This window comes from Antribacter soli (genome assembly GCF_021568775.1).
Classification (GTDB): Bacteria; Actinomycetota; Actinomycetes; order Actinomycetales; family Cellulomonadaceae; genus Antribacter; species Antribacter soli.
The window spans coordinates 150,701-163,096 of record NZ_JAKGSG010000022.1; the positions used below are offsets into that span (position 1 = coordinate 150,701).

The 12,396-nt window shown below is 74.8% G+C and carries 8 protein-coding genes; 5 read left to right on the top strand and 3 right to left on the bottom strand.

The genetic code is table 11. The features are described from left to right. Positions 1 to 873, top strand: a complete 873-nt coding sequence (locus L1785_RS06590; RefSeq protein ID WP_236088407.1) for a hypothetical protein — start codon at positions 1 to 3, stop codon at positions 871 to 873. 27 nt (positions 874 to 900) lie between these two features. Here the strand turns inward: L1785_RS06590 and L1785_RS06595 are convergent, their stop codons facing one another. After that, complete coding sequence (locus L1785_RS06595) at positions 901 to 2,457, bottom strand: CoA transferase (RefSeq protein WP_236088408.1); 1,557 nt, start codon at positions 2,455 to 2,457, stop codon at positions 901 to 903. Between the two features lie 109 nt (positions 2,458 to 2,566). On the opposite strand from L1785_RS06595, the gene L1785_RS06600 reads away from it, so the two are divergent. Then, positions 2,567 to 3,391, top strand: coding sequence for a DUF5926 family protein (locus L1785_RS06600; protein ID WP_236088409.1), 825 nt, complete (start codon positions 2,567 to 2,569; stop codon positions 3,389 to 3,391). A gap of 197 nt (positions 3,392 to 3,588) precedes the next feature. Beyond that, the gene (locus L1785_RS06605; protein ID WP_372461811.1) at positions 3,589 to 4,395 is read left to right on the top strand and encodes a glycosyltransferase family 2 protein; all 807 of its coding nucleotides are present in this window, start codon (positions 3,589 to 3,591) and stop codon (positions 4,393 to 4,395) included. A 9-nt stretch (positions 4,396 to 4,404) separates the two neighbouring features. Here the strand turns inward: L1785_RS06605 and L1785_RS06610 are convergent, their stop codons facing one another. Together L1785_RS06610 and L1785_RS06615 are read right to left on the bottom strand one after the other, a co-directional pair. Then, positions 4,405 to 9,009: a hypothetical protein gene (locus tag L1785_RS06610; protein ID WP_236088411.1), complete on the bottom strand. Its 4,605-nt coding sequence runs from the start codon at positions 9,007 to 9,009 to the stop codon at positions 4,405 to 4,407. 77 nt (positions 9,010 to 9,086) lie between these two features. Beyond that, positions 9,087 to 10,187, bottom strand: a complete 1,101-nt coding sequence (locus tag L1785_RS06615; protein WP_236088412.1) for a diacylglycerol/lipid kinase family protein — start codon at positions 10,185 to 10,187, stop codon at positions 9,087 to 9,089. A gap of 103 nt (positions 10,188 to 10,290) precedes the next feature. Here L1785_RS06615 and serS point away from each other — a divergent pair, with 103 nt between their 5' ends. After that, positions 10,291 to 11,562, top strand: a complete 1,272-nt coding sequence (serS, locus tag L1785_RS06620) for a serine--tRNA ligase (protein WP_236088413.1) — start codon at positions 10,291 to 10,293, stop codon at positions 11,560 to 11,562. Positions 11,563 to 11,565: 3 nt separating this feature from the next. Further along, positions 11,566 to 12,390: an HAD family hydrolase gene (locus tag L1785_RS06625; RefSeq protein WP_236088414.1), complete on the top strand. Its 825-nt coding sequence runs from the start codon at positions 11,566 to 11,568 to the stop codon at positions 12,388 to 12,390. Positions 12,391 to 12,396 lie beyond the last annotated feature (6 nt).

The following is a 12,396-nucleotide window of genomic DNA, read 5'->3' on the forward strand; positions in this document are numbered from 1 at the left end:
ATGAAGCACGCAGCACCGAAGCAGCCGTCGTCGTCCGCTGCGAAGTCGCAGGTGACGCGCGTGGTTGCGACGATCGCGCTGGCGACCGCTGCTACGGCGATGGCGAGCCCGGCGATGGCGTCGGGCCACTCGTACGGCGGTGGTTCCGGCGGCAACGGCGGAGGCCACGGCAACGGAGGCCAGGGGTGGGGCGGCTACGGCGGCGGCTATGACCCCGGAAGCTGGGATTACACGACGTTCCAGCCGCTGACCGGCGGCGGGGGGAGCGGGCCCTGCGGTGACGCGAAGTCCGCGGTCACGACCGCAGTCACCACGTCGACGACGGCCGCGTGGACGCCCCCTCCTGCTCCCGCCGCTCCTTCCAAGGCCGAGCCCGCCGTAGAGCCGGTCGCCGAGCCAGTCGCCGCTGCTGAACCCCCCGCTGCCGCGCCCGTCGTCGCCGCGGTTCCGGCTCAGGCCGAGCCTGCGGCGACGCCGGCGACGACCACGGCGGCCGCCCCTGCTGCGAGCAGCCCGGCCAAGAAGACGCAGGTAGCCGAGGCGGCGGCCCCGTTCGTCGCGTCGACGGACGCGCCCGAAGCGGAGACGGCCACGACGGAGGTCACGCCCGCCCTGGTCGCGGTCCCCGAGGCCCGCTTCGTGTCGAACACCGAGGCCGTCTACAGCACGGTGGACCACATCAAGACCGAGGCCGAGTCCGCACAGGCGGCCACGCTCGACGCCCCGGTCGCCCTGGGGATCACGGGCGCCGACGCCGCGGCCCTCACGAGCCTCGCGGGCGCCCTGGTCCTCGGCGGTGCCGGCTCGCTCATCGCGGCGCGCCGTCGGGCCATCCCCGTCACGGTCGCGACGGGGCTCGTCGCGCAGGCCTGACGGCCCCCTGACGCCTGAGCCGGTGCGCTATGGCTTGGGCCAGCACGCGTGGTCGCTGCCCCAGGGGTGCGCCGGGGCCGGGTAGTCGTCGACCGGGAGGGCCGGCAGTGCGGTCGTGACCGCGGGCTCCCGCCGGCCGAGCGCCCACCACGACTCCGGCTCGCGCCACCCGCCCAGCGCCTCATCGCTGAGGCGGACGGACCTCGGTCTCTCGGGGAGGGCGTGCATCCCGCCGTGGGTCACGGTGCCGGACGGCCTCCCCGCGGGCGGGTGCACCGGGTCCCGGTCCGGCTCGTCGAGCAGCCAGGCGGCGGTGCGGGCGAGCGAGGCCGAGACGTCTCGGCCCAGGCCGTCGCCCAGGAGGGGCTGCTCCGCGCCCTTCGCGCGGACCCCGTCACGTGCCGTGAGGGCGCGCACGACGCCGGCCGCGAGCAGGTAGCCCGTCGCGTGGTCGAGCACCTGCGCGGGCAGCACTCCCGGGGTCTCGCCGGACGACTCGATCACGGCGATGCCCGTCGCCGCCTGCACGATCGAGTCGAAGCCGCGCCGTCCGGCCCACGGCCCCGTGGGGCCCCACGCAGAGATCCGCGCGTGCACGACGTGGTCCGGCGTCCGCAGCCCGAACCGTTCGACGGCGCCGGGGCGGTAGCCCGTGACCAGCACGTCGGCCTCGTCGAGCAGATCCTGGGCGCGGGCGAGGTCGCCGCGGTCGTTCAGGTCCAGGAGGGCGGTGTGCTTGCCCTGTCCCGTGTCGAGGTGCTGCCACCGGATCTCCGCCGGGACCGGCGGGTCGATCCGCAGCACGTCGGCGCCGAGCAGGGCGAGCGCGCGCGTCGCGACGGGGCCGGCGATGACGCGGGTCAGATCGAGCACCCGGATCCCGGCGAGCAGCCCGTGAGACCCGTGCCGGTGTGCGGAACGCGCCGAAGCAGAACCTGGCGCAGCGGTACCCGGCGAAGCAGTACCGCCCGAACGGGTACGGGTGGCGATCCGCACCAGCGGCCCGTCCCAGGCGGCCTCCCCCATGGGGGAGTCGCGCCACTCCTGCTCCGTGCGCACCCGGACGGCGACCGCGTTCGCCTCGGCGGCGCGGTCCTCGAGCACCTGGGCCGACCACGACGAGAGGCAGGCCTCCAGGTCGGGCCGGGCTGCGGCCTCGTGCACCCCGAGGAGCCGGACGAGCTGGCGGTGGTGGTGCGGGTAGTTGGCGTGGGTGCGAACCCAGCCGTCGCCGGTGGGAAAGAAGCCGGAGAGCTCCGCGAAGCTCACGACGGGATGGCCGTCGAGCCGCAGGAGGCGGTCGGAGGCGAACGAGGCCGCGACGCGGGCGGGGTTGAGCGGATCGTCGACGAGCGGGCCGGTCGCGCCGGCGTCGGCGGCGGCACGGCGGAACGCCTGGACCGAGCCCAGGGCGAGGTCGAGGGCGGGCAGGGTCGCGGCGAGCCAGGCGCCGCGCTCGCCGACGTGCGGCACGTCACGCTCGATCTCGACCGTTCCTTCGTCGAGACCGGTGCTCTTGAGTCCTGTGCTGTCAACGTCACCGCCGTCGGGGCCGCCGACGTCTCCGCTGCCGCCGTCCATCATGCTCCGACGCTACCCCGGCCCTCGCCGTTCGCTCGGCGCCACCGCCTTGGGCGGGCGCACAACGTGTTCTAGACGTGTGGGATCCGAAGTGCGCCGATAGACTCCGCGCATGGCCAAGAACTCCACGCCCGACTTCGTGCTCCGCCCCTTCGAGGGGCTGCCCGGCGAGACCGACTGGGTGGCGATGCGCGAGATCGTGCCGTCGGCGACCGCGACCGTTCGCACCACCGCCGAGCACGGCGCACGCGACGTCACGGTCGTCACCGTCCTTCCCGGCGGCTGGACCGCGCTCCACCGCGCGGACGGCGCGATCCTGCTCGCCGTCCAGGGCATCGTCGGCTCGGGCGACGTGAGCCGCGACCTTGCCGCGGCCCTCCTCGAGGCGCTCGATGTCGAGCCGGGCACGGCCGTCGAGGCCGGGACCCTGCCGGGCGACGGCCCGCGCCTCCAGGACGTGCTGGACCTGACCGTCCCGTTCGAGGTGACGGTCCACGACGGGTTCGACTACTGGGTCGACCCCGCCGCTGAGATGACGCCCGAGGTCAAGGAGTCGCTCGAGGAGGCCGCGGGCACCTCGATCCCCACGGTCAAGCTCGACGGCGTGCCGTCCGCCTACTGGTGCCGCATGAGCCGTGAGTTCCTGCGCTGGGCGCGCCCGGAGGCCGAGGACGAGCTGATCGACGCGATCTCCCGCCTGCACGCCAAGCGCGAGTCGGGGCTGGCCGGCGGCCGGTTCGTGGGCGCGTTCCGGGCGTCCGGCCTCATGGTCCCCGTGTGGGAGCTGCCGGCAGGCACCGAGGCCGCCGACCTGGCGGAGCCTGTCAAGGATCTTGACGCTCGCCTGACCGCAGCGCTGGCCGTCACGGGACCGCTCGACGCCAACGAGCGGCGCGCCCGGGCAGGCATCGTGTCGCGCCAGGTCACCCTGCGCTAGGCCCGGCGACGCTTCCCGTCGGCGGCGGAGCGTGCAAAGATGCCCGTTCGCGACAACTCGCCCCCACAAGGTCCTACCTCTTCACGCCATCACCGCAACCGGGGGAGTAGGATTTCACGGGTAATCCTTTGCATAATAGATCCGCAAAGGAGTGCTCCTATGATCACCAACCTCTCGACCCTCCAGGCAGGACAGGTGTGAACGCTCTCCCGGTCGCGAAGACCCCGCGTCCAGGCAATGCCCAGGTGGGCAAGAATGCCCAGCGGGTTGCTGTGATCATCCCCGCCAAGGACGAGGCGGAGCGCATCGCTGCGACGGTGCGCTCGGCTCGGGCCATCCCCCACGTCGACCTCGTGCTGGTCGTGGACGACGGCTCGGAGGACAAGACGCAGCACGTCGCCCGTGACGCGGGGGCCGTCGTCGTGCGCCACTCGCACAACCGGGGCAAGGCCGCCGCGATGGAGACGGGCGCCGCGGTCGTGGCGATGCGAGATGCCGACGGTCGCCCGCCCCGCCTCCTGCTCTTCATCGACGGCGACCTCGGCGACACGGCGGTCAACACCGCCCCGCTCGTGCGCCCGGTACGCGAGGGCGTGGCCGACGTCGCGATCGCGCTCCTGCCGAAGCAAGCCGGCGCCGGCGGACGCGGCATCGTGGTGGGTGCGGCCCGCCGCGCCATCGAGTCGATGACGGGGTGGAGCCCCACCCAGCCGTTGTCCGGGATGCGGTGCCTCACGCGAGAGGCGTTCGAGGCGGCCACGCCGCTCGCGCGCGGCTGGGGCGTGGAGACCGGCATGACGATCGACCTGCTGCGCAGAGGCTACGTCGCCGTCGAGGTGCCTTGTGATCTCAAGCACCGCGCCTCCGCGAACGACCTCAAGGGCCAGATGCACCGTGCGGCCCAGTACCGCGACGTCATGCTCGCGGTGGGCGCTCGTCGCGCGCGGGCCGCTGTGGACGGCGTTCGGTCGGCGGGGACGGGGACGCAGCCCGTCCGGAGCTGAGGCCGCGCGTCAGCCTCGGCTCCCGGTCAGGGCGTCGCTGCCCGACGCCGGTCGCTCGCCCCGGTGCACCACGTCGCCCTCCGCATCGGCGGGGTCCGCCGGGGTGCGTCCAGGGCCGTCCGTGCCGGCGGAGGCGGCCCGGAGCGCCGTGAGCGTCAGCAGCGGCACGGCCGGAACGAGGGCGATCATGGCGATCCGCACCCCGAAGTCGTTCACGACGGACCCGAGCGCGGAGAGCACCCAGAGCGCGAGCACGGCGGGCCGCAGCAGCGGCCAGGACGCCTCCGCCCGCGCGAACCAGCCGGGCGTGACGCGTGAGCGCACGGCGGGCGGCGCGAAGAGCGCGACCGCCACGAGGACGAGGATCAGCACCGTGATCCAGACGGGGACGCCGCCGAGCACCGAGCGGGCGGCGTAGCCGGCCTTGCGGGCCAGCGTCGCCCACGCCTCGCCGTCGGCGACCTGCCCCACGAACCTGCCGAGGTGCGAGCGCTGCTCCGGCGGCCGCAGCCAGTCCAGCACGCCGACCGCGGCAACCAGGCCGACCCCGGCCAGGGCGACCGCGAGGAAACGCCCGAGAGTGAGGCGCAGCCCGGACGCCGCCAGACCGACCACCACGAATGCCGGCACGAGCACGAGCCCGCCACCGAGGTCGGCGCCGAGCGTGGGCCACACGTCGACCGCCAGTGCCACCACCGCGATGGCCGCGACCGCGCCTGCAGCGAGCCCTCGCCTGCCGCGCACGACGAGCCACTGGGCCACGGCCGCTGCGAGCACCACTGCCGCGACGGCATAGACGGAGAACGTCGGATTGCCGAAGCCGTAGAACCGCGCGCCGTACGTGGGGGCCGAACCGAGGGGCGCCGCGCGGTTCAGCGGAGTCCCGATGAGCGCGTCGAGCGTCAGTACGCCGAACGTCACTCCTGCGACGAGGCCGGGGCCGGCCCAGATCGGCGAGCGCGGGGCGAGGGCGCCGAGACCCGCGACGCAGGCGGTGAGCAACGCGATCGTGCCCAGCAACGCCCAGCCCGCAGCCGGGAACCGCCACCAGTCGGTGAGGGACGACAGGAAGCCGCCCGCCGACAGGGCGGCGAGGCTCAGCGCGGAGATCTCGGCGACGCGCCCGGCCCGGCCGCTCGGCGTCCTCCCGCGGCGCCGTGCCACGCGGACGGCAAGCAGGCACGCTGTGGCCAGGGCGAGCCCGGCGTAGAACGGCGCGTCCACGAGCCAGACGTAGGCCTGCCTGCGGACGTGGTCCCGGGCGGTGAGGTCGGCCAGCTCGTCGGCCGTGGTCATCACGTCCGCGGGGCGGACCGCCCCGTGGACCAGCGGCGTGTCGTCCACCTCCGTGGGCAGCTCTGCGCCGGCCGCCGCGAGCACGGTCGCCGGGACGTCCTGCACCCGCACGACGCCCTCCGTCCGGGTCGCGGTGCTCGTCAGGTACCGCGGCTGGCCCTCCTCGGTGGACGGCGGGCGGACGAGCGTCACCCCGAGGTCCAGCGGCTCCCCGGGGACGTTCGCGAGGTCGACGAGGAGGATGGTCGTGCGGTCCGGGACCACGTCGAGGACCCGGCGCACCGTCGCGTCCACCGCGGCGACCGCGTCCTCGCGCACGCTGCCTGCCGCGCCGTCGGGCGTGCCGGCCGCACCGTCGGCCGCGCTGCCGGCGTCCACGACGGTCACGGGGCAGTCGAACGCGCCGGATCCCGGCGCGACCGCGGCGTCGAGGTCGAAGTACCGTCCGACCGTCCCGTCCGCCGTGGCGATCGCGACCGCGGCGCCCGGACCCACGGCGGTGGCGCAGCCGCCGGAGCTCGCCAGGGCGGTGCCCAGCGTGCCGAGACGGGCGGCGAACCCCGAGCCCCGCTGCAGGGCGACGAGGTCGCCCCACCCGTCGACGGACGCGGGAGCGGTGGCGTCGACGGTGCCTGCTGCCGGGGTGACCGCGAGGTCGGGGCACGACCACCCGTCGCCGACGCGCTCGTCCGTCACCTCGGCGAGCCGGCCGGCGGAGAGCGTCAGCCAGCCGCCCTCAGGGCAGCGGGCGGCGGCGCCCGTGGGCATCGTGACGCCCGCGGCGTCCGCACCGTCGGTCAGCAACCCGGCAAGGGTCGGTGCGGCGGACGTCCCCGTCAGGGTGGACGGGCGGACGTCGTCCCAGCGCAGTCCTGCCGTGCCGATGACCACGAGCGGGGCGCCCGCGGCAGCGACCGGCTCCGCGTCGGCGCCGAGGGCGCGGGACTCCTCGCCCGCGACACCCGTGCCCGAGGCAGCGGGCAGGATCGACGACGCGAGCAGGAGTGCGACCAGCAGCCCGCCGCCGAGCGCCGCCACGGTGCCGGGGAGGTTGCCGGGGCGCGGCGCGGGCCGCACGGGGCTGTCCCCGGCGGGACGTGGCACAGGGACCGCCACGTGCAGGCTCAGCAGCGCGACGGCGAGCAGCAGCACCACAGCCGCGACCACGACCCCCGAGTCGTTCACGCCGGACCCCACCCCGGCCACCACCACGAGGGCGACGACCACGTCTCGCAGCAGGGGACGCTCCCGGTAGCCCCGCTCGATCCGCGGCAGCCGGAAGCGGACCGGGTCGAGGGCAGCCCAGGCGGCCGCTGCAGCCGCCAGCGTCGCGAGCGCGCCGAGGGGGTTCGCAACTGTGGCCCACGCGCCCGCGGCCTTGCCTGCGATGACGCCCAGCGCGTCACCTTCGAGGGCGCGCTGCACGAACGTCCCCAGGTGCGACGACGTGCCGGGCGCGAGCCAGTCGGCAACGGCGATCGCGGCGACGACGGCGACGGTGGCTCCGACGACGGCGATCACGCTGCGCACCGTGACCCGTACCCGGCCCACACGCAGGCCGAGCACGGCGAACGCCGGCACGAGCGCGAGGATTCCGCCGAGATCGGCACCGAACGCGGGACCGCCGTCGACCAGCACGCTGACGACGCCGATCGACGCGACGACCGTGACCGCGAGGCGCCGCCGGCGGACGAGGGAGGCGAGCCCGCCCGCGAGGACGAGACCCGCTGTGGCGTACACCGCGAACGTCATGTTGGTGAACCCGTAGAACCGGGCGCCCAGCGCGGGCGACGGCCCGAGGAGCGAGCCCTGCTGCAGCGTGGTCCCGGTGAGCCCGTCCACCGTGAGGACGAGCCACGTGACCGCCGCCGACGCCGTCGCAACCCTCCAGGGCGAGGCGGGCAGCAGCCGCGACAACCACCAGGTGACGCCCGCGACGGCGACCGCGCCGAGCGAGACCGAAGCCGTGAGCACGAACGTCGGTGCAGGCCACACCCACCAGCGGGACAGTGTGGCGAGGCAGGTGGCGACAGGGGCGGACGCCACGAGGAGGCAGGTCGCGAGGAACAGCCGCCGGGCCGCCGGGCTTGCCTCGTGCCCGCCCGGCCGGCGCGTCCACAGGGCGCCGGCGACCGCCGCGGCCAGGAGCAGCACCAGCGACCCGATGAGCGCCGGCAGCAGCGCTGGGATCGACTGCGACAGGACGTTGACGTACTGGCGGTTCTCCACCGTGCGTGCGACGCTCGTGCGGCGTTCCTCACCCCGCTCGAGCGGGTGGCCGTCCAGCACGGTCGGCCGCTGCTCGGGCTCGGCCTCGGTGCCGGTCCCGGCGAGCGCGCCCGCGGCGTCGGCGAGGGTCGCGGTGACATCGACCAGCTGGACGAAGCCGGTACGGCGGGTGCCCTGCGAGGACAGCCATCGCTGCTCCGCGTCGCCCGACGTCCAGTCCACGGCCACCTGGAGGCCCTGCTGCGCCACGGGGTCGCCGGCGGTCCCGGCGACGACGACGCGCGTGCCCTCGGGCAGGATCCGCACGAGCCGCCGGAGCATCTCGTTCACCGTGTCGAGGGCGGCGTGCCGGACCTGGCCGAGGGGGAGCACGCCGGCGTCGATCACGGTGACGGGGCACGCCGTCAGTGCCGCGGTCGCCTCCGCGTCGTCGAGCCCGTCGAGCGAGGGCAGGTAGCGGCCGACGGCGCCGTCCGACCCGGCGAGCGCCACACCGGCACCCGGGCCGACGGAGGTGCCGCACTCCCCCGCCGCGGCGAGCAGGTCGCCGAGCGTTCCAGGGGAGCCGGCCGCGGGATCGGTCGTCGTCGCGGGGCCGGCCGGGTCGGGCTGCTGCACGAACGAGGACCACCCGGCCACGACGGCGGTGCCGGGCACCTGGTCGCCCGCTGCGAGGACCTCCGGCGCGAGCGTGCACTCGGCGTCGGTGGCCGCCGACGCGACCCGGCGCCCGGCCGAGAGCGTCAGCCACGCGTCCACCGGGCAGGTGACTGCCGCCGCGGTGCGGACGTTGAGCGAGCCGACGGAGCCGCTGCCGATCATGCGCCAGAGGACCGGGGTCCGGGAGCGGGAGACGTCCGGCCAGCGCAGGCCGCCCACGCCGACGACGACGACCGGCGCCCCGTAGTCGTCGGTGCCCGGGTCGGCCGTGCTCGCGTCGCCCCGCACCTCCGCCGTCGGCCCGCTCACGACCGTGGTGCCGGCCGAGCTCGGCGCGAGCGCCGCCGTCGGCCCCGCGACCCCGAGCACGACGGCGGCCACGACCGCCAGGTGGGCCACGACCGTGGCGAGGGGGTTTCGCGTCAGCACCCGTCCAGCGTACGGGCGCCCTCCGACGAAGCCGTGGGAGATCTGTGGACGACCGGGGGCCGGGCGGAAGCGGCCCGTCACGGCACGCGGACGCGGAGCGCCGCGGGCTGGACCCACGTCTCGAGCTCGACCGCGTTACCCAGCGGATCGCCGTCGACCTGGGCCTGCTCGCCGCCGGCGACGCGGATGCGCGCGCGGCGGGCCTTGGTGTGGTCGATCCGGCCGAGCTTCTCCGGAAGGTCGTTGCGCACACCGAAGCCCTGCATGACGACCTCGAGCGTGAGCTGGGCCCAGCCCACCACGCCGCCCCGCGTGTCGATCGCGGCGACGTCGAGGATGCCGTCGTCGACGACGGCGTCGGGCAGGAGCGTGATCCCTCCGGGCAGCAGCCCGCAGTTGCCGATGATGAAGGAGCGCAGGCGTGCGTCGACGGGCGGGGTGTCGTCGAGCCAGATGCGGGCGCGCATGCGACGGCCGTGCAGGTGCGGCAGGCCCGCCAGGAAGTATGCGACCCAGCCGACCGCCCTCTTGAGGGTCGCGTCGGCGTCGGCGACCATCGCGGCGTCGAAGCCGAGCCCCGCGATGACGAGGAAGACGTGCTCGCGGTCGGTGTCGTCGTCAGGCCCGGGGTCGGCGAACTCGGCGATGCGCGCCCAGCCGACGTCGATCGTCCGGGTGCGCCCGCCCGCGATCACGTCGAGCGCGTCATTGACCGAGGTCACGGAGATCTGGAGGTTCCGCGCGAGGAGGTTGCCGGTGCCCATCGGCAGGAGGCCCATGGGGACCCGCGTGCCGACGAGGGCCTCCGCGACGGCCCGCACGGTGCCGTCGCCGCCCGCGGCGACGACCACGTCGGCACCCGCCTCGACGGCCTGCTTGGCGGGACCGGTGCCCGGGTCCTCGACGGTCGTCTCGTACCAGAGCGGTTCGGCCAGGCCCTGGCGCTCGCAGAACGCGCGCACCGTGGCCTCGAGGTCCCCCATGCCCGCCTTCGACGGGTTGGCGACGAAGGCCAGGAGCCGCGGCGCGCGCGGGACCGCCTGCACCTGGGTCAGGTGGATCGCGGCAGGCTGCTGCCGCCGCATCCGCGACTGCTGGGACCGTGCGCCCAGCGCGACGACGAGTGCCGCGGACGCGATGACGATCGCGGTGATGCCGAGCCACACCTGCCACTCCATGCCGCAAAGGTAGACGCGCCTGACGCGGGTCGCGCACCAGGGTGCCGCCCGCGGCCTGTGGATGACGGGCCGGAGCGGGCCGCGTTCTCGGTAGGCTTCGCGTGTGATCGATCTCCGACTCCTGCGCGACAACCCCGACGTCGTCCGCGCCAGCCAGCTGGCTCGCGGTGACGACCCCGGCCTCGTCGACGCGGTGCTCGACGCCGACGCGCGCCGCCGCTCCTCCCTCGCCGAGTTCGAGCAGCTGCGCGCGGAGCAGAAGTCCCTGGGCAAGGAGGTCGCCAGGGCGCAGGGCGAGGAGAAGCAGGCCCTGCTCGCGCGGACGAAGCACATCGCCGAGGAGGTCAAGGCGCGCCAGGCCACGGCCGACGAGGCGGACGCCCAGCTCAAGGAGATCCTCTATTCGATCGCGAACGTCATCGCGGGAGCGCCGGTGGGTGGCGAGGAGGACTACGTGGTGCTCCGCGAGGAGGGCACGATCCGCGACTTCGCCGCCGAGGGCTTCACGCCGCGCGACCACCTGGAGCTCGGCGAGGGCCTCGCGGCGATCGACACGCAGCGCGGCGCGAAGGTCTCGGGCGCTCGGTTCTACTTCCTCACCGGCGTCGGCGCGCGGCTCGAGCTGGCGCTGCTCAACGCCGCCATGGACCAGGCGATCGCCGAGGGCTTCACCCCCGTCATCACGCCCACCCTGGTCAAGCCGGAGACCATGCGGGGCACCGGCTTCCTGGGCAAGCACGCGGACGAGATCTACCGCCTCGAGAAGGACGACCTGTACCTGGTCGGCACGTCGGAGGTGGCGCTCGCGGGCTACCACGCGGACGAGATCGTCGACCTGACAGCCGGGCCGCTGCGCTACGCCGGCTGGAGCGCCTGCTACCGCCGCGAGGCGGGCTCGGCGGGCCGCGACACGCGCGGCATCATCCGCGTCCACCAGTTCCACAAGGTCGAGATGTTCAGCTACTGCGCCCCCGAGGAGGCGGAGGCCGAGCACCAGCGCCTCCTCGGCTGGGAGGAGGCCATGCTGCGCAAGGCCGAGCTGCCCTACCGCGTGATCGACACGGCGGCGGGAGACCTGGGGACGAGCGCCGCCCGCAAGTTCGACTGCGAGGCGTGGCTGCCCACCCAGCAGCGCTACCTCGAGCTCACGTCGACCTCGAACTGCACCACCTTCCAGGCGCGCCGCCTGGGCGTGCGCGAGCGCACCGCCGAGGGGTCGACGCGGAACGTGGCGACGCTCAACGGAACGCTCGGCACCACGCGCTGGATCGTTGCCATCCTCGAGAACCACCAGCAGCCTGACGGCTCGGTGCGGGTCCCCGAGGGCCTGCGCCCCTACCTGGGCGGCCTCGAGGTCCTCGAGCCGGTCAAGTAGCCCATGGATCTCAGCCCCACGGACGGGCAGTGGCTCGTCGCGCTCGACATCGACGGAACACTCGTGACCTACGACGACGTGCTGTCGGACGCGGCGCGCCACGCCGTGGCCGGCCTCCGGACGGCCGGGCACCATGTCGTGCTGGCGTCGGGGCGGTCGCTCATCGCGATGCTCCCCGTCGCGGCGGAGCTGGGCATCGACAGCGGTCGGCTCGTCGCCTCGAACGGCGCGGTCACGGTGCGCCTCGACCCCACGGAACCGGGGGGATACGCGCTCGAGGAGGTCGAGACGTTCGACCCCGAGCCGGCGCTGCGCCTGCTCAAGGAACACCTGCCGAACGCCCGGTACGCGGTCGAGGACGTCGGCGTCGGCTTCCGCATGAACGAGCTGTTCCCCGAGGGCGAGCTGAACGGTGAGCACCAGGTCGTGGAGTTCGAGGAGCTGTGGGCCGGAGAGGTGACGCGCGTCGTCGTCCGCAGCCCCGAAGAGACGAGCGACGACTTCCACCGGCTCGCCGCGCATCTCGGGCTTGAGGACGTCACGTACGCCGTCGGCTGGTCGGCGTGGATGGACCTCGCGCCGTTCGGCGTCAGCAAGGCGACCGCGCTCGAGAAGGTGCGTGTGGCGCTCGGCGTGGCGGCGGATCGCACCGTGGCGGTCGGAGACGGGCGCAACGACGTCGAGATGCTCCGCTGGGCGGCGCGCGGCGTCGCCATGGGGCACGCCGACGACGTGGTGCGCGCCGCGGCGGACGAGGTCACCGGCACGATCGACGAGGACGGCGTGGTGCCGGTCCTGAGGTCGCTCACGCCGCCCGAGGGTCCCTAGCAACGA